Origin of the sequence: Aquirufa beregesia (assembly GCF_011090385.1) — a bacterium.
Taxonomy (GTDB): domain Bacteria; phylum Bacteroidota; class Bacteroidia; order Cytophagales; family Spirosomataceae; genus Aquirufa; species Aquirufa beregesia.
Genome location: NZ_SEWW01000001.1, coordinates 759428 through 778175 on the forward strand (window position 1 = coordinate 759428; position 18748 = coordinate 778175).

An 18748-nucleotide genomic window follows, 5' to 3' on the forward strand; every position below is an offset into this window, starting at 1 on the left:
ACAGAGAAAAATCGGAAATAATGACCTATTTGTCCTTTATACAAATTTCAAAATACGCCATTTTGTCCGAAAATCAGGCATATTGTACGTGAACCGCCTCTTCAAAGCGATGCAAAGCTTGCTTTAATAATTCTATTTCCAATTCAAATTCCTTGAAATCACATACTTTAGCTTTGCCTTCAATTTTCCGACAAATCGTATATACTTCTGCAGCGCCAAGGGTACCTGAATTCCCTTTCAACGTATGAAGCTCCGATTGGACTCCTTTGCAATCATTCTTTTGATAAAATTGCTCAGCATCTTGAATCTGCTGCTTGGCTTCATGAATAAAATCACATAACATACTTTTAACGAATTCCTCATCTCCTCCTGTAGCTTCTAATAAGGAATCCAAAGCTTCTTGATCAATAGGATTAACGGAATGTTCTTCACTAAATACCTCTTGCTTCACATGAGGTTTAACCCCTTTTATAACCCAATGATTCACCATTTGAATCAATTGCTGTGCTCGAATAGGTTTAGCTAAATAATCATCCATACCCACCGCTAAAAAACGCTCCCGATCTTCCTTCATGGCATAAGCCGTCATGGCTACGATAGGCGGTAAACTTTCTAAGCCCAATTGTTTTAAATGTTGCGTAGTCTGCATACCATCCATTTCTGGCATTTGAATATCCATTAATATTAAATCAAACTCATTGGCTTTACTTAACAAACTAATAGCATCCTTTCCACTCGATGCCGTTTGAACAATACAACCCGCTTTGGCCAAGATCTGTGAGGCCACTTTCCTATTGGTTGAATTATCATCAACCAACAAAATATGGGGCTGTATATCCTCCAATTTCCCTTGAATAACAAATTTATCCGCTTCCTTATTTCGCTGCACCAATTCTTGCTTTCCGACTTTTAAATGCACTTTAAACCAGAAAGTACTTCCTTTTCCTAAAGTGGATTCAACCCCAATATCTCCTTGCATCATTTTACAGAATTCACGGGAAATCGCTAATCCTAAACCCGTACCTCCATACACTTTGGAGGTTGAATTATCTAGTTGCTGAAATGCACTGAACAATATTTTCAAATTTTCAGGACTTATACCAATACCCGTATCTTTCACTCGAACCACTAAATCCAAGGATTCTTTTGAAATATTTTCCCCAGAAACATCAATACTCACTTTACCATTTTCGGTGAATTTCAAGGCATTGGATGTCAAATTGGATAGAATTTGTAACAAACGCGTCTCATCGGCCACCACCACCTCAGGTAATTCCTTGGACAAATGATACTCCAAGGTATTTCCTTTTTGGCAAGCCACTTGGGAAAACAAAGCCATCAAACGATCCAACACATCATCCAAGACTAAATCACTTGGATGTAATACCATTTTACCCGCTTCAATCTTGGCTAAATCTAAAATGTCATTCAAGATATGAAGTAAAGTTTCCGAAGATTTCTTAATCGTTTGCACATAATCAACCTGATCTTCATTCAAAAGGGTATCACTTAATAAATCCACCATGCCAATAACCCCGTTCATCGGCGTACGAATCTCATGACTCATGTTCGCCAAGAATTGTTCTTTTACTTTTAAGGAACGTTCTGCTTGCTCACGTGCCTCTACTAAAGCATGCTGATATTTCTTTAAATCGGTAATATCTCGGGCAATACCCGATACCTCCTCAATGGTACCATGTTCCAAAAAAATGGGATTCAAATAAATTTCAAGCCATTTCTCCTCCCCTGTTTTGGTTAATAACTCCAATTCAAAATGTTGTTTTTGACCTCTAAATGCCATTTTATAGCCATCCTCCATCCGTCTACGTTCTGGAGGAGCTAATAACTGGAAGCCCATTTTTTCAGCACTAATATTGATCTGAGGACTAATACTGATTTGCTCCACCAATAAATCGGAATATTCATGGTTAAAACTGGTCAAAAACAAACGCTTATTCACCGACCACATTAAGTGAGAGCTCCCTTCAAAAATGGCATTCAAACGGGCTGTTTCCCGTGCCAAAGCCTCTTCAGCTTGTTTTCTAGCAATGGCCAAGGCCACCTGACCCGAAATAAAGTCCAATAATTCTAAATCTCGGTTTTCGTATTTATTGGACCGCTCATAGGATTTAACCCCGATAATCCCGGTTACCCGATCACCAATCCGCAGAGGTACACAAAGCATCACCTTGGGAACTACCCCATACAGGTAAATTTTCTTCTCATTGGCTAATTGATGGATATCATCATCATGTAAAATCAAGGGTTTATTGGCCATGATGGCATATTCCGTCAGTCCATTTCCTAATTTTCTTTTAGTAAAATGAACCCTAGAATTAAAATATTCATCCACATAATAAGGAAAATACAAGAAGCTTTTCGCAGGGTCATATTGGGCAATGAAGAAATTCTTCACATCAATCACTTCCCCTAATTGCTTGTGAATATTGGTATATAAATCATCCAAGTTGGATGAGTTGATGGTAACCTGGGCAATGGATGAGTATAATTTACTGGCTCGTTCCGCACGTACTTTAGCCGTGGAGTTGTGTAAAATACAGCGAAAAGCAGTAGGTACTCCTTTTTCAAATCGACAAGTGGCTGATCCACTGACATATAATCGTCGGCCGTCTTTTCTTCTAAATACCGCTGTAAATTCAGGAATCTCCTTTCCTTTACTGAGCAAATCCAATTGTTCTAATGTATTGGAAGCAAATTCTGGGTGAAGGACATCTTGCAATTTCAAATCCCTCGCCTCATCTTCCGTGTAACCCATGGTTTCTAACCAAGCTCGGTTTACAAACAGAAAACGGCCCGTAATTCCTGTAATTTGGATTAAGTCTGTCGTATTATTAATCAAATCCTGCAACTGCGCATTGGATCGGGTTAATGCTTCACTGACTTTTTTCCTTTCACTGATATCTTCACCTATGATACTCAAATAAGTCTGCTCATCCAGCTCACTGACTATGGTAGAGTTAACCTCCACCCATTTAATTTCCCCGGATTTCGTTACATAGGTTCTTTCTCGTTCTTCAAATAAACCCCCATTAGCAACAGCTTGATTAAATGAAGACCTTCGTCCTTGCCTTTCTTCTACGGGCAATAAGGTGGTAAAAAAGTCTTTCCCATTTAACTCATTCGGCTCATATCCTAGGAGTTTATGGGTATACACATTGGCATGAGTGATAGTTCCATCCAGCGCCATGATGATTCCAAAAAGCTTTAAACTTTCTAAAGTCCGAATTAGATTCTCTTTGGCAGAAGTCCCAGTAAAGGTTGATTCCGTCATTTCGAGTACATCCAACTGATTTTTTAGTTGTCTAATTTCCTGAATTAATTCTTCTTTGGATTTCTGTGCCCAACCTGCCATGGCTTTATTCAAAATTTTGCTTACAATGTACAAAAAAGGGCGTAATTTTACTTCTTAAAGCCCCATCAGCCCGTGCAAGTAAGAGCAAAAAAGAGTTTAGGACAACATTTTTTAAATGATTTAGACGCCGCCCAGCGTATCGTCAATGGACTGAATCCGCAAGGTGCCTACCAAAAAGTATTGGAGATTGGTCCAGGAATGGGTGTTTTAACTCAATATTTAGTCAAAAAGAAAGACTATGAAACCTACCTCATAGAGATTGATCAAGAGTCTGTCGCCTACCTAAGAAAGAATTATTTAGAATTCACTGGGCCCCGCTTAATCGATGGGGATTTTTTGAGATACCCTTTAGAAAACATCTTTGGAGAGGAAAAATTTGCCATTATAGGTAATTTCCCCTACTTCATTTCGACCCAAATATTTTTTAGAATCCTAGAGTATAAGGATCAATGTGTGGAAGTAGTAGGTATGTTACAAAAAGAAGTAGCTGAGCGATTAGCCGCTAAACCAGGCAATAAAGATTATGGCATTTTAAGTGTTTTACTTCAAGCCTATTTTGATGTGGAATACTTATTCACCTTAGGTCCTGAAGTATTTACCCCACCTCCAAAAGTCAATTCAGGAGTTATTAGGGTGGTAAGAAATTGGGACAAAAAATTAGACTGTGATCCACAAAAATTCAAACAAGTGGTAAAAATGGCCTTTAACCAGCGTCGTAAAACATTACGAAATGCACTAAGAGCCATGCAGTTACCCGATCACCCTTTGTTAACCAAACGTGCCGAGCAATTGGGAGTCGCTGAATTTACCGAACTGACCGAATTGTGGAAAGCCAACGGTTATATCGGAGCATAGCCGAAATCCAGCAAATATTTCTTAATTTAGATACGAAATTTTCAACCCTCAGCGAAATCCATGGAAGTAGTCAACCCACAACACCTTCCGTTTGAACTCACCAAAGAGTTTTTAGAGGAGATCAAATTACTTATCGTTGAGCAATCCAATGAGGCTATTCTAGCTAAAATTGAAGATTTATTTGCTGCAGACATTACCAGTATTTTGGATGAATTAAGTGGAGAAGAAGCCAAATACATTGTTCAATTACTCGATACGAAATTAGCGGCTGAAATCATTTCAACCATGGATTCAGATGACCGTAAAAAGTTTCTGAAAAATTTCAATTCCAAAGAAATCGCAGGATACATCAATGTCATCGATTCCGATGATGCTGTGGATATTTTAAACGAACAGCCAGTACGCGTTCGTGAAGAGGTGATTGCCTTATTAAAAGACCGTGAACAAGCTCGCTTCATCATTGATTTAATGCATTATGATGAAGATTGTGCAGGTGGTTTAATGCAAAAAGAGTTAATCAAAATCAATGTCAAACAAACCGTAACGGAGTGTGTTGAGGAGATTCGTCGACAAGCTGAAGACGTTGAAAAAGTATATGCTGTATATGTCGTGGATGACGATGGTTTATTGATGGGAACCGTTTCCTTGAAGAAAATCATTTTGGCAAAAAGAGGCTCTAAAATCCAAGACGTTTTCGATGCCGATGGAATTGTTTCTGTTCAGACGTATATTTCTGGGGAGGAAGTAGCTGATTTAATGCAAAAATATGACTTAGAAGCCATTCCTGTGGTCAATATCCAAGGCCGTTTATTAGGAAGAATTACCATCGATGACGTGGTCGATTTCATTACCGAATCCGCACAAGAAGATATCCAGGTTATGGCCGGTATTTCGGAAGACGTAGAAGAAGATGACTCTATTTGGTTATTGGTACGTTCCCGTTTACCTTGGTTAATTGGAGGTATGGTTGGTAGCTTTTTAGCGGCTAAAATCATTGACCGTTTCGATAGCTCCATTTCCATCATGCCTGCCATTTCTGCCTTTATTCCTTTGATAGGTTCCACGGGTGGAAATGTGGGAATTCAATCCTCTTCCCTTATTGTACAAAGTTTAGCGGATAAAAGCGGTTTAGACACTACCCTCTGGAAACGTCTTCAAAAAGTATTAATTGTGGCCTTAATCAATGCCATAATCGCAGCGGCATTTGCTTTTGGTTGCTCCATGTTAATAGACCATGGCGCCATTATGCTATCCGTAACCGTCTCTATTTCCTTGTTTGCTGTGGTTATGTTAGCCTCGCTCATGGGAACCTTAACGCCTTTGGTATTGAATCAATTAAATATCAATCCAGCGGTGGCAAGTGGGCCATTTATTACGACCACCAATGACATTCTAGGTTATGGGGTATATTTCCTCATCGTCTATTTATTGCTGTAACATGTTAGCGGTCATTCAACGTGTTTCGGAAGCTAAAGTTGAAATTGATGGTCAAATCAATGCGCAGATACAGCAAGGCTTTTTGATATTAGTAGGCATTCACCAAGCTGATTCAGAGTCTGATTGTCAATACTTAGCCAACAAAATTAGTGCTCTCCGTATATTTTCGGATTCAGAAGGAAAAATGAATCTAGACCTCAAGGCCGTGAATGGTCAAATCATTTTGGTGAGTCAATTTACCTTACATGCTCAAACCAAAAAGGGAAATCGGCCTAGTTTCATAGATGCTGCTAGACCAGAGCAAGCCATTCCTTTGTACCAACTCCTCATTGAACTTTTAGAAAACAAAATGGGCTTCCCCATGCAAACCGGCATATTTGGAGCCGATATGCAAGTTAGCCTAGTCAATGACGGTCCCGTTACCATCATCATCGATTCTCAACACCCAAACTAATGACGATACAAGAAGCACAAGAACAAGTAGACCAATGGATTAAAACCGTGGGGGTTCGTTATTTTAATGAATTAACCAACATGGCCATGTTGACAGAAGAAGTAGGGGAAGTGGCCCGCATCATTGCCAGAAGGTATGGAGAACAGTCGGAAAAAGAATCTGATAAACAAAAAGATTTGGGTGATGAAATGGCCGATGTCCTATTTGTATTAATTTGTTTGGCCAATCAAACTGGCATCAATTTAGAAAAAGCGCTTGAGCAAAATTTAGCCAAAAAAACGATTAGGGACCAAGATCGCCACCATAATAATCCAAAACTAAAAGCATGAAAATCGTTATCCTAGATGGCTTAGCCTTATTTCAACAAGATATTTCAAGAACCTCTTTGAGTACTTTTGGAGAAGTCGATTTCTATGAAAAAACGAGTGAAGAAGATATTCCCTTACGTGATCCTAATGCCCTTGTTTTAGTAACGAATAAATGCTTGGTCAATGAAAAAGCCTTATCCCATTTCACCCAATTAAAACTAGTGTTAGTAGCAGCCACAGGTTATAATTCAGTGGACATTCAAGCATGCAAAGCTCGAGGAATTCAAGTATCCAATGTCCCTGCTTATGGAACCTACTCTGTGGCCCAGCATACCTTGGCCTTATTATTGGCATGGAGTAATCGAGTGGAACAACACAATCAATCCGTTCAGGCAGGAGAATGGAGTAAAAATGATTGGTCTTATTCTTTGAGTCCTTTAACCGAATGGGCCAATAAAAAAATGGGCATCATAGGTATGGGAAACATTGGACAATGTTTTGCGAGTATGGCAGAAAGTTTAGGAATGCAGGTTTATTATCACCATACCCGTGATTTACACCTAACAAACAGGACCTTTTTATCTAAAAAAGAATTAGCTCAAACCTGTGATGTCATCAGCTTACATTGCCCATTAAACCCGCAAACGGATCAGCTCATCAATGCTGAATTTTTATCTTGGATGCCTCAGCATGCGGTATTAATCAATAGCTCCCGGGGAGGACTTGTGGATTCATTGGCTTTAGCTCAGGCATTAAAAGACAAGCAGATTACCGCTGCATTATTGGATGTATTAGACCAAGAACCACCCTCTAGTAATCATCCATTAATTGGCATTCCCCATGCGTTTATTACACCGCATAATGCCTGGCTTAGTCGAGAAGCTAGAACCAGAATCATTCAAAGTCTCTTAACAACTCTGTCTGGATTTATGGCAAGGAAAGCCATCAATCAGGTTAATTAGGGCTTTTTCTTACTCTTGGGAATTTGGGTTTTGGTAATATGAGTACCCATAGACTGACCTTCTGATTTAGTAGGGACATAAGGTTTCACGATGGCCAATTGATCTAGCCTTGGATTTAGTTTTTGAATCAAAGGATGGCGAATATCAAATTCTGCCTCTCCAGATATTTGGCTATATTCCATATCTGAAAGCCCTTCATGTTTGTTTTCTGCATTACTAAATTGAACCACATGCGTAAGATTATCTCCTCCTAATTTCCCTCCTTCCCAACTTACTACCATACCTCCATTGACCCAATTAAATCCAGAAACAGTAAAATTCTTTTGATTCAATTTTTCCACATCAAGCATTTTTAACCCAAGATATAAACCAGAATTTGTTTTCCATAAAGACTGCTTTCCAAGTACAGAAACATCCAATATTTGTCCCTGATGATACATGATATACGCTTGCTTATTGGTATTGGGATACAATATTGAACCTCTCAGGGTATCTTCATTCAAGATCCAGCTCGTATCTGCCACTAAAGATTCAGCACCATACTGAGCTTGAAGTCCGGCTAAATCCTTACAAGCTAATACATCATTTAAGATCAAATTAGGGACTAGTGTTTCTTGATTTTCCGTATTGGAAGATTGACAAGAAAGCACGGCTAGTAGAACAAGGGAGTACAAGTAATTTTTCATAAAAATCAGAAATGTTCGAACTAATTTAGACAAATCTATTCGATGAAACAATGACTTAGATCAGTCTTGGAGAATCCTATGAAATCCCTTAAAAAAGAATTTGATCTAAAATTAACACGCCTATCAGTCCAGTAATAGAGACTAAAGTGTCCATCATGGTCCAAGAGCGGATTGTATCCTTAAAATTCAATGAAAAATATTCCCTGAATAACCAAAATCCTGTATCATTCACATGGGAAAACATCATACTACCCGCACCTAAAGCTAATACCATCAAGTTCGGATCTGCAGTGGAATTTACCAATATCACCTTCATAAAACCTGCAGCCGTTATACCCGCTACTGTAGATGAACCCACGCAAACACGAATGCTGGCAGCCATAGCCCATCCTAATACATAGACATTCCAGGTAGATGAACCTAAACCATCAGCCACAGCCTGACTAACTCCCGCTACGACTAACACTTGCTTTAAGGCACCTGCCCCACCAAATATCAATAGTATACCAGCTATATCTTTTATGGATTCCATAGAAGAATTCAATAATGCATCCGAACTGAATCCTATTCGTTTTAAAAGAATACCTGCCAATAAAACAGATAAAAATAAGGAAAACACGGGATTGGATAAATAAGCCGCTATCTCTGGAAAATAGCCTGAACCGAAAGATCCAAGAGCTAATAAAAATATGGGAAATAACACGATCAAGAAACTTGGGAATGTAGACAAAATGGGGCCCTTAACTCGATTTTCATCTTCTACAAACACAAAAGCTTGATTAGCGGGCGTCAAGATATTTTTTGTGGTCATACCAAACCACAAACCAGAAACTAAAATGGCTGGAATAGCAATTAAAATGCCGTATGTCATGGTTTTAGATAAGTCGGCACCAAACTCTTGCATAATTGCCAAGGGAGCTGGATGAGGGGGTAAATATCCCTGTGTGACCGTTAAAGAGGCCAACATGGGCAAAGCCAAAAAGGTGGCTGGCTGTTTTAATTTAGCTGCTGCTGTAATAACTAATGGTGCCAACAACATAAAGGCCACCGAATAAAAAAGAGGAAGTCCTACCAGAAAACCCGCCATCATAAAAGCAATCCGAGTGTATCGAGTTCCCGAAAGCTTCAATAATACTTCGGTCATTTTTTGCGCAGCACCACTGATTCCTACCCATTTACCTAATATAGACCCAAAGGCTAATATTCCAGCTATTGACCCTAAGGTACTACCCATCCCCTCTTGAATGGCTTTAAATATAAATTCTGGACGTAAATGAAAGGCCAGTCCAGCTAGGATACTTACTCCAATAAAAGCAACAAATGGAGGTAATTTTAGCCAGGTCATAGCTAAAACCAAGGACACAATGGCACTTAATGTAATCAGAAATAGCATAGGCTATTTATTTTCTTGAAGAGCACGCAATTGCTGCCATACTTCATCAAAGGCTAATCCTTCTGCTTTACCATGTAGATTAAACATCACTTTCGTTTGTTTACTTTCCTGATAAAAACCAGAATAAGACATATATTTTTTAAAGTAAGTAAATTCCCCACAAATCACCAATCCTGGAATTTGAAATGCATTTGCCATATGGGTAGGGCCTGAATCTAAGCCGATAAAAAAGGAGGCGCCTTGAATCAATTTCATGGTTTCCATCAAATTACATTGACCTACCAATGAGGTGAATTGAGGGTGCTCCAATTTCAATGGATGCTTCATTCCTATTTCTATCACATGTATCCCCCAAGTCGAAATTGCATCCAAAATTAGTTGATGCCAATGCTCATCTTTCCAATCTCTCAAACCTGCATTGGATTTGCAATGAATAATCCAATAAGACTTTGGTAAATCAAATCGCAAAGGTTGATCATCTACATACAAACGAGGCTGCCCTTGAATAATCCCCAAGTCAGCTAACTGTGATGAAATTTCTAATAAATTAAACTGATGGTAATAATTATTCAATCGAATACCCAAATCGTCGGCTTTTTTATTCTCCAAGGATATGTGAAAAACGGGATCTTTTCTAAAATCACTTAATTGTAAAAAATAAAAATGGTTAAAAGGATTCCAGGTCAACAAGCACCGAGCCACTAATAAGGAATATTCATCCAGCATTTCTGTGATTAAGGGGTGAAGAGAGAACAAGGGAAAATAGCGTTTTTCGGTAATCCAGTAAATAGCAACATTCCCAAATTTCTGGTGTAAAGCGTCTAAAATAGGCTCGGAGGCTACCATATCGCCTAAATCCCCATCCATAAGAATGCCAATATGGACTTTAGCTGGTTGAAAAATACGTTTTAAAAGAATACGGAAAATAAAGCGTAAAAAATACGACAATGAACCTATCGCATAGGTCACTCGATAAAACATGATTTATAGTATTTAAATAGGTTTAAAAGAACTGGAAATTTCTTCCAGAACTGTATGGGTTTTCAAAAATAAAACTAAAAAATTAGAACCTTGCATACATCATGAAATAAGCTACAAATTCCTTCAAGCCTATTCTTTAAATTTTCCCTAAATTTGAAGATTATTTTGTCCCATGCCCAAAGCCCTTACTAATATTTCAGCCATTGTCATTTTAACTTTGATTGGAATATTTGTGTGTTACATACATTATTTCAGCTTTGATTTTCCATATCAAGATGACGTAACATTATTGGAGTTCATCAATAGTACTCAGAATACCCCTTGGAATTGGTCTCATTTTTTTCAATCGCTATTCCGAGTAGATAATGACCATTCCATTGTTATACCCAGACTTATCACATGGGTTGACTATTTGATATTCGGTCAGGTTAATTTCCAGCATTTAATCCTGGTTACTTTAGGCGAGCTAATCCTCATTTTATATCTCCTGTATCGTTTATTCAAAAGACAGCAAATTCATCTGGTATATTTTATCCCCGTAGCTTTCCTTTGGCTACAACCTCAATATCACGAAGTTTCGAATTGGGCTATAACGGGTCTCCAGCACGGTCATGTTACGTTATTTTTACTCGCTAGTCTTCTGTTTATTACTGAAGACAAAGCCTATGCCTTAGCTTGGGCTATCACATTAGCTTTCTTAGCTTCATTCACTTTTGGTAATGGTTTTATTGTTTTTATAGCTCTTGCTTACGTTTATTTATTACAAAAAAATTGGAAAAACGCCCTCATTGTGGGGATCTGCTTAATGCTATTCTTTGCTTGCTATTTACAAATTTACCAGATGGGGCAAGCGGCCAAATTCCATTGGAATATCAACCATATCCTATTTTCATTCTTGGGCTTTATTGGAGCTAGCGCCATGGAATTCCCTAAAATTGGTCTCGTGCTTTCCTGGTTTATAGGCTTTTTAGTCGTGTCCATATTTATTTTCTATAGCATAGACCATGGGAAGTTCAATTTAAAAAACAAAGATCAAGGCACTTATTTAGGCATATTAACCTTCATTTTATTTTCGGCTGGTTTAATTGCTTTGGTTCGTTCCGCTGAGAACTATACTATTTACAGTCGTTTTCAATTATATGCTGCCTTATCCATCATCATCGTGTATTTGCATATCCTTCTACATACCAATAAACGATTTCACTCATTCCTATTAATAGGCACACTGCTATATTGTATCCCCTTTTATTGCCTCTCATTTTTCAATCATAGTATTGCACAACAATACCAAAAGATGAGTTTTTTAGCAGATCGAATCAATTGGAAAAATAATCAATGTATACTATCTGTCAGCTCCGGGTTTTTATGGAACGCCAAACCCATTATACTTGAAGCAGAAAATAACCGAGTCTATTCCATGAATTATCCCTGGGATAATCCTTTTCAGCATCAGGAAGCTATTTCTCTACCAAAGGAGTCTTTAACATTCCAGGCTAAAGAATATAAAGAAATCATGCGGCAAAAGCATGCTACCTGGATCAATCATTATTATTGGTTAGAATTTCAGCATTTCCCTTTTAGCACAGAATTCAAGAAACAGTGGTTCATTATACTCCAGTCAACGAATCAACATGCCAACAGCTACATTCTTCCTATTCAATTTGCATTAAATGGCAAAAAGAACTTCCTATCCATGGAAAACTATAGAGCTAACTATGGTTCGATTAAAATCAACCACGAATCCCTTAAAGCTGGTAACTACGAGATGTATCTATGGAATTTAGATCCAGAAAATCCAGCATCTAAAAATCGATTGTATGCCCTAAAACAGCTAATGCAAGTAGACACAAGTTTGCATACACTTAAGTTAAACTAATTCTCCATTCCTTAGGGCACAAAAAAAATCCAAGATTCATTGAATCTTGGATTTACATTACTCCGTGTTCTAAATTATATCGTTCGTGGAGGTTATAAGAAAACTCTTACAGAAACATCACTTACCGTCTTAAGAGTATTTTCATTTTTATAACACTTCAAAGGTACGCTAATAATTTACAATCACAAACAGATAATTCAGAGTATATGTAAAGAAAAATTAACCCCAAAATATTCTTTACGAATTTTAAAAAGAGAACAATTCATTCGTTAAAATTTTATTTGAAATTTAAACAAGAGAACATCAGTTCATGTACTTTGCAAAGTACTGTCCGGGGGAAACTCCCTTAAGCTTCTTCACTGCCGTATTAAAACTCTGCCGAGTACCAAAACCCGATTCTGTGGCTATAACCTCTATTTTAAAAGATTTCCAGCGAGAATTATCGCGACATTGCTCTTCTGCATATTGAATTCTCCACGAATTTACATAGTCTGTAAAGGAAAAGTCAAGCTCCTCTTGCAAGGATATACGTATCAGCCTGGGTTTAATTTTTAAACTTTGAGCTACTAAATTCAAAGATATATTTGGTTTCAAAAAAATAAACTCCGATTCAAAATATCGATCCATTTTTTCTAAAATTGATTTATTCTTTACATTAATTCTTGATTTGTCAGTATCAAATACCCTTAAATCCTCTATTTTTTCTTGAATCTCTCGATGAGAATGCTGAAAAACGAGGCCTTTTAAATAAGGTCCATCCAATAATCGAGGATTCAAAAACAGAAATAAAGCCATGAGGGCAAACTCCCCCGCATATAGAAAATCCCGAGCAACCGCCTGAACTTGATCCTGATAGATGATATTAAAAGTAATATGACAAGCTAATACAATGATTTTTAACACTAGATCACCTGTCAACCAAAAAACGATAAGGCGATTCTTCAGTAAAAAGGACTTTGACACTGACTGATAATATTTGAATAATTCATAAGCAGTCCATATCATATAAGAAATATAGGATAGCCCCTTTAAATAGACATGTGTTCTCATGGAAAACAATCCAAAGCTAGAATGATTGGTATTAAAAGTACTTTGTTTAATTACCTCGTTGATTTCAGCAATTTTGACGGCTTCTGTACTAAGATATAATGGCACAAACTCAAGAAAATGGAAGGCAAATGGAAGGAAGTGTAAAAAATAAATGGGTTTAAACTTTCTTTCTGGATACAATAAAAAATGTTGAAACAGAAAGGATAATGGCCCTATTACATAAAACAAAGGAGAAATAACTCTAAAAAAATGAGGATGATCTACTATGAGGGGTAATTGAATGTAATAACTACAATAGAGCTGTATACCTAATTGCAAAAACTGAAGCCCGAGAAGTCGAGTCGCCAATAGACCCTTTTTCAACATCAGACTAGCACCAAAAGCAAAAAACAAGAAACCTAAAAAATACAGATAATAGTTTATGGTAATTTTTTCCATAAATGATGAAAAACTAGGATAATGCTCCTAAGGTTTACTATTGAGAGAGATCAGAGTCTAATTTAAGTAAAGTACAAAATGGGTAAATTATACTTTGTTTCAAAAAAATAAAAAGCAGCCTAAAAAATAGGCTGCTTTTCAGATAAAAAAAATTAATCTTCCATAGGATGTTCAGAAAGAAGCTTATCCACTTGATAAAAATCTTTTTTACCTAATACGTTTGCTCGTACTTCTTTGACCTTTTGTGGAGTAATAACAGACCCCTTATTGCCAAAAGCATTACGAATATAGGTCAATACATCAGCTACTTCTTTATCATTCATTAGCCCCCCAAAAGGAGTCATAGGTACCTGTCCGGAATATTTGACACCATTGACAGACATAGGGCCCATTAAACCTTTTAAAACCAATTTAATTAATCTATCCTGATTTCCAGTCACCCATTTAGAGCCTGATAAAGGAGGAAATCCTGAGGCTGTAAGCCCTTTCCCATCCAATTGATGGCAAGTGCCACAATACCCTTCTTTTCCAAACAAGGCTCCTCCTGCGGTATAAGATTCTAAATCCGCCCCCTTTAAGTTAGTTGCACCATAGACTTCTTTTTTACGCTCTACTCCTCTTCCACTCAGGTGAGCCAATGCCGTTTCATAGGTATGAATCATCCAATCATCTAAAGGTTTGGTCTTGGCAATAGCTAAAATAGGTAAACCTTTTGCTGGACCAATCCAAGACGCAGCTACAATGGCCTCCAGTCGAACTCGACCATGCTTATCTTGGGCAGCTTGACTTAATAAAGCTGCTTGATTAGGTAATTGATGTCCATTATACCGGACAGCCCTTACTGCTGCAGCCCGTACATGGTAATCTTTAGCTTTTAGTAATTGAGCCAATAAAACCTGATCTATTTTATTCATCCCCCAAGTAACCCATAATGCCTCTAACGCATGATGCTCATAGGAGGGGTCATTTTTATCCAATTTAGCTACCCAAGCTTTGGTTTTTGAAATTACCTCAGCAACATTACGTCCTCTCAATTCTCGGCGTGTTCTGTATCTAGTTCGATATTCTGGCAACTTTAAATTCTCCAATAATTCATCGATGGAAGCACCAAAGACCTTGGCTGGTTTAACTAATGGACGCGACGGATAAGTAATCCGATAAATACGACCATGGGTATGATCTCTCAATGGATCACGTGCATTATGTTGCATATGACCAATGAGTATATTGTGCCAATCAATGAAATAAAGGGACCCATCTGGGGCAAATTCCATATCCACAGGTCTGAAATTACGGTCCTCACTTTTGACCAAATCTACCCGATGTTTAGACTTATAGCCTGTACCATCATCCCAGATTTGATGCTGCTTCATACCTAAAAATCCTATGGTATTGTTAATCAACATATCTCCCTGAACTTCATCCGGAAAATGTCTACTTGAGATAAATTCCAAACCTGAGGTAGGTCTTACTCGATGCGCTTCTTCAATCAAATTATATGATTTATGGTTGGCTTCTCCATATCGGCTTAAGACACTACCTGGCATCATCCAACGAACATCTGGCCCTGAAGTTTCGGCAAAGAAATTTTGACCCCAACGATCAAAAGCTATTCCCCAAGGATTTGGGATAGATAATTGGGCAACTCTTTCTAAATGCCTACGAGTAGGATTAAATCGATAGAAACCTCCATTGGTTCCGCGTACCGTTCCATAAGGAGTCTCCACATTGGTATGTAAGAATACCCCTTCTCCCATGTAAATAGCCCCTGATTCATCAGAAACAAAGGCATGGATTTCATGGTGAGAATCGTGGTCATCAAAACCACTGTAAATAATTTCTTTACTATCTGCCTTATCATCTCCATTCGTATCTTTCAATAGTACCAAATTGGTTCCTTGGCTCACAAAGACTCCTTCTTGCGTGATTTCAAAACCCACAGGCAATTGTAAATGGTCAGCAAATATAATTTCGCGATCTGCTTTCCCATCTCCATTGGTATCCTCATAAATCAATAATTTATCATTCGGTTTTGGATCACCCGGTTTATAATGGGGATAGGTAGGCATAGACGCCACCCAAAGTCGGCCTTTATTATCAAATGTCATTTGAGAAGGCTTAGCCAAATTGGGAAATTGCTCTTCAGAAGCAAATAATTCCAATTTATATCCTGCTGGAACTTGAATCGATTTCAAAGCCTCCTCACCATATAAATAGCGTAAACTTCCGTTTTTATCTGGATTGTAATTGGTAGTAACGGCAGGTAAAGTTCTAGTTTTTTTGTCTTCCGCCTCAATATCCAAGACCTTACCTTCACGGGCTGCTAACCAGATTGCCTGTTGGCGTACTTGCGTCATCTGACGTATTTTTTCAATTTCCGCTGGATAATTATCGGGGCCAAATGGATTGTAACGTCTACCATATACGTGTACTCCATTGGGGATTTTGAAATCATTGTGCCACATCCAGTTTTTTTCATCCACAGCTGCCTGAACTAAAGCTCTACGAGATGCTATTTCTGTCGATTTTTTTCCGAACAATTGATCGGCTAAAAATAAAGACAAACGCTGGTATCCTGCATTATTCAATTGTAACCCATCAATGGTCAAAGGTTCTTGACTTTCTTCATACCATTTTTGAGATATGTCAAAAACATTTATAAACAATACATTATTTTGATCTGCCACTTCTTTCATGGCTTTGGTATACATAGCCAAGCGCTCATTTTCCATTTTACCATTGGGTAAATCTCGCAATGTACTGATGTCTTCAAAGGCAATCGGAGAAACCAAGGCTAATTGTGGCGCTTTCAAGCCATTGTATTTTTGATTTTGAGTATGTTTGATGAAAGCTGTCAATTCCGCTTTATAATTATCTACTCTAGTAGCACCTTCGGTGGATTCAGGATATCCAAAAAAGGCCACGACAATATCCGTTTTTAAACGACTTAACCAGACGTCATGTTTTTCCAAATGGCCTTCACTTCCTGAGTTTTTAGCAAATTCCAGTTGGAATTTTTCTGCTCCTGGGAAAACCCAGGGATTATTTCGGGAAGAATGAGGTCTAAAACCAGGAGTATCTCCTCCATCACACAGATTTCTTACAGTCAATAAACTATCAGGATATCTCAGGTGCAATTCTGTTTCAAAATGATCGAAATTGATCATTCGGGAGCCTAGATTATTGCCAATCAACGATATACTTGTGTTCTTTTTGATTGGTAAATAGGGAGAAGAGGAAGGCTGAAAAGAGCTAAAAGCAATGATAGCTAAAACAATACCTACTATCCCGAATTTAATTTTATAGGACATGATCTAAATATTTTTGTTCAATGTTTAGAGAGTAATATTAATCGAAATAAAAATGGCAAAAAAAAGATGGACCCTGAGGCAGGATCCATCTTGTTAGGTGTTAGTTTCCTAATGTCCAGCCTTCGCGGTAAGTTCTCTTGACAAAGGCATTGGCTGCGTCATAATTGGTGACACGCATGTTTTGATTATCCCAAAGCAACTTGGTGTTTGAACCTGGATAATGCATTCCATTTCCTGTTTTTCTAGGTACAGGAATATCTGCCACACGAATAGCTAAATTCGCCATCAAAATAGCTTCTGTCAAAGGACCTGCCATTTCAAATGGTGAGCTCAATTGTTTTTTACCATATCCTGCAATACAGCCTTCTACCCATTGGGCATAGTGACCATCAGCACTACCTGGTACCCGTTCTAATTTACGAGGTACTTTTACTTCTTCATTTCTAGATAAAGGCAACAAACGAGGATTAGCCGCATATTCACTGGCCATCATTTTACCTTTGGTTCCGATGAATAAAATACCTGAATTACCATCACCAAACATTTCATCTGGACCTAATTCTTCTGGTCTTTCTGGTTTAATACCACCATCCATCCAATGCATAGTAATAGGTCCTTGAGTACGATCTGTTTTAGGGAAAGTTAAGGTAGCATGACTTGATGGAGGGCAACTATCTGGGAAAAATCCACGTTTTCCGAAAGCCGTAAATACACTGCTGACCGAAGCCTGTACATCTGATGCATATTTTAAATTCAATACGCGGAAAGGAGCCTCCATTAAATGGCAACCTAAATCCCCTAAAGCACCAGTACCATAATCCCACCAACCTCTCCAGCTTCCTGGAATCAAATTATCTACATAATCTTTGTAAGGAGCTGTACCTAGCCATAAATCCCAATCCAATCCTTGTGGAACGGCAGGCTTATTGCTTGGCCAAGGGATACCTTGTGGCCAAATAGGGCGATTTGTCCAGATTTGTACCGTATGTACATCTCCGATGATACCCGCATCAAACCATTCTACCAACTGTCGAACACCGTCGCCAGAGGATCCTTGGTTACCCATTTGGGTGACTACTTTGTATTTTTTAGCTGCCTCTGTTAAGGCTCTTGCTTCATAAATATCATGCGTCATTGGTTTTTGCACGTATACGTGTTTACCTAATTGCATGGCGGCCATTGCCTGAATAGCGTGGTTGTGATCGGGAGTAGAAACGGATACTGCATCAAAGTTCTTTGACTCCTTTTCTAACATCACACGCCAATCCTTATAATATTTTGCTTTGGGATAAGCTTCTACTGAATCTTTTGCCTGACGATCATCTACATCACACAGAAAACCAATATCTGCTTTGCCACTTTGAGCAAAATAACGTAAATCTGATTTTCCTTTTCCTCCAACTCCAATACCGGCAACAACGATTTTATCACTGGGTGCTGTAAAGCCTTTTCCACCTAATACATGGCGGGGAACAATCATAAAACCAGCAGAGGCTAAACTGGCAGACTTAATAAACTCCCTTCTGGAAGCATCGGATTTTTTTAGTTTCATAGGTCTAATTTTAAAAGTCTTTCGAATTGTCAAATTCTGTATAGCAATTCAATCTTCAAAGCTATAACAATT

General features: G+C 38.1%; 13 protein-coding genes. 6 read left to right on the forward strand and 7 right to left on the reverse strand.

The features are described 5' to 3' along the window. Positions 1–73 precede the first annotated feature (73 nt). Entirely contained in the window at positions 74–3385 is a 3312-nt protein-coding gene (locus tag EWU23_RS03350; RefSeq protein WP_235942132.1) for a PAS domain S-box protein, read from the reverse strand. 60 nt (positions 3386–3445) lie between these two features. Between EWU23_RS03350 and rsmA the strand changes: the two genes are divergently transcribed. Genes rsmA through EWU23_RS03375 form a run of 5 tightly spaced genes read left to right on the forward strand, consistent with a single transcriptional unit; the run spans position 3446 to position 7389 of the window. Next, positions 3446–4228 (forward strand): 16S rRNA (adenine(1518)-N(6)/adenine(1519)-N(6))-dimethyltransferase RsmA, encoded by a 783-nt coding sequence (gene rsmA, locus EWU23_RS03355; protein WP_166228786.1) that lies wholly within the window; start codon positions 3446–3448, stop codon positions 4226–4228. 60 nt (positions 4229–4288) lie between these two features. Beyond that, complete coding sequence (mgtE, locus tag EWU23_RS03360; RefSeq protein ID WP_166228788.1) at positions 4289–5665, forward strand: magnesium transporter; 1377 nt, start codon at positions 4289–4291, stop codon at positions 5663–5665. A 1-nt stretch (position 5666) separates the two neighbouring features. Then, positions 5667–6119 carry a D-aminoacyl-tRNA deacylase gene (gene dtd, locus EWU23_RS03365; protein WP_166228790.1) on the forward strand — a complete coding sequence of 151 codons (453 nt, stop codon included), beginning with the start codon at positions 5667–5669 and terminating at the stop codon, positions 6117–6119. After that, complete coding sequence (locus tag EWU23_RS03370) at positions 6119–6448, forward strand: nucleotide pyrophosphohydrolase (protein ID WP_109323307.1); 330 nt, start codon at positions 6119–6121, stop codon at positions 6446–6448. The genes dtd and EWU23_RS03370 overlap by 1 nt, the downstream gene beginning before the upstream one ends. Next, on the forward strand, positions 6445–7389 hold the full coding sequence (locus EWU23_RS03375; protein ID WP_166228792.1) for an NAD(P)-dependent oxidoreductase: 945 nt from the start codon (positions 6445–6447) through the stop codon (positions 7387–7389). Before EWU23_RS03370 ends, EWU23_RS03375 begins: the two co-directional genes overlap by 4 nt. Here EWU23_RS03375 and EWU23_RS03380 read toward each other — a convergent pair. The 3 genes from EWU23_RS03380 to EWU23_RS03390 form a co-directional block, all read right to left on the reverse strand. Further along, a complete protein-coding gene (locus tag EWU23_RS03380; protein WP_166228794.1) occupies positions 7386–8075 on the reverse strand; it encodes a hypothetical protein in 690 nt (229 codons plus the stop codon). The two genes, EWU23_RS03375 and EWU23_RS03380, sit on opposite strands and share 4 nt — an antisense overlap. A gap of 88 nt (positions 8076–8163) precedes the next feature. Then, on the reverse strand, positions 8164–9468 hold the full coding sequence (locus tag EWU23_RS03385; protein WP_166228796.1) for a GntP family permease: 1305 nt from the start codon (positions 9466–9468) through the stop codon (positions 8164–8166). A 3-nt stretch (positions 9469–9471) separates the two neighbouring features. Next, positions 9472–10449 (reverse strand): glycosyltransferase family 9 protein, encoded by a 978-nt coding sequence (locus EWU23_RS03390; protein ID WP_166228798.1) that lies wholly within the window; start codon positions 10447–10449, stop codon positions 9472–9474. 172 nt (positions 10450–10621) lie between these two features. Here EWU23_RS03390 and EWU23_RS03395 point away from each other — a divergent pair, with 172 nt between their 5' ends. Then, positions 10622–12325: a hypothetical protein gene (locus EWU23_RS03395; RefSeq protein WP_166228800.1), complete on the forward strand. Its 1704-nt coding sequence runs from the start codon at positions 10622–10624 to the stop codon at positions 12323–12325. A 303-nt stretch (positions 12326–12628) separates the two neighbouring features. On the opposite strand, the gene EWU23_RS03400 is transcribed toward EWU23_RS03395, so the two are convergent. The 3 genes from EWU23_RS03400 to EWU23_RS03410 form a co-directional block, all read right to left on the reverse strand. Continuing rightward, on the reverse strand, positions 12629–13813 hold the full coding sequence (locus tag EWU23_RS03400) for a helix-turn-helix transcriptional regulator (protein ID WP_166228802.1): 1185 nt from the start codon (positions 13811–13813) through the stop codon (positions 12629–12631). A gap of 152 nt (positions 13814–13965) precedes the next feature. Continuing rightward, positions 13966–17124, reverse strand: a complete 3159-nt coding sequence (locus tag EWU23_RS03405) for a PVC-type heme-binding CxxCH protein (RefSeq protein WP_166228804.1) — start codon at positions 17122–17124, stop codon at positions 13966–13968. Positions 17125–17224: 100 nt separating this feature from the next. After that, entirely contained in the window at positions 17225–18676 is a 1452-nt protein-coding gene (locus EWU23_RS03410; RefSeq protein WP_166228806.1) for a Gfo/Idh/MocA family protein, read from the reverse strand. Positions 18677–18748: the final 72 nt, after the last annotated feature.

Excerpts from the sequence above, each read along its gene's own strand:
- mgtE (WP_166228788.1), top strand. The coding sequence starts at position 4,289 with ATGGAAGTAGTCAACCCACAACACCTTCCGTTTGAACTCACCAAAGAG.
- dtd (WP_166228790.1), top strand. The coding sequence starts at position 5,667 with ATGTTAGCGGTCATTCAACGTGTTTCGGAAGCTAAAGTTGAAATTGAT.
- EWU23_RS03370 (WP_109323307.1), top strand. The coding sequence starts at position 6,119 with ATGACGATACAAGAAGCACAAGAACAAGTAGACCAATGGATTAAAACC.
- EWU23_RS03375 (WP_166228792.1), top strand. The coding sequence starts at position 6,445 with ATGAAAATCGTTATCCTAGATGGCTTAGCCTTATTTCAACAAGATATT.
- EWU23_RS03380 (WP_166228794.1), bottom strand. The coding sequence starts at position 8,075 with ATGAAAAATTACTTGTACTCCCTTGTTCTACTAGCCGTGCTTTCTTGT.
- EWU23_RS03385 (WP_166228796.1), bottom strand. The coding sequence starts at position 9,468 with ATGCTATTTCTGATTACATTAAGTGCCATTGTGTCCTTGGTTTTAGCT.
- EWU23_RS03390 (WP_166228798.1), bottom strand. The coding sequence starts at position 10,449 with ATGTTTTATCGAGTGACCTATGCGATAGGTTCATTGTCGTATTTTTTA.
- EWU23_RS03395 (WP_166228800.1), top strand. The coding sequence starts at position 10,622 with ATGCCCAAAGCCCTTACTAATATTTCAGCCATTGTCATTTTAACTTTG.
- EWU23_RS03400 (WP_166228802.1), bottom strand. The coding sequence starts at position 13,813 with ATGGAAAAAATTACCATAAACTATTATCTGTATTTTTTAGGTTTCTTG.
- EWU23_RS03405 (WP_166228804.1), bottom strand. The coding sequence starts at position 17,124 with ATGTCCTATAAAATTAAATTCGGGATAGTAGGTATTGTTTTAGCTATC.
- EWU23_RS03410 (WP_166228806.1), bottom strand. The coding sequence starts at position 18,676 with ATGAAACTAAAAAAATCCGATGCTTCCAGAAGGGAGTTTATTAAGTCT.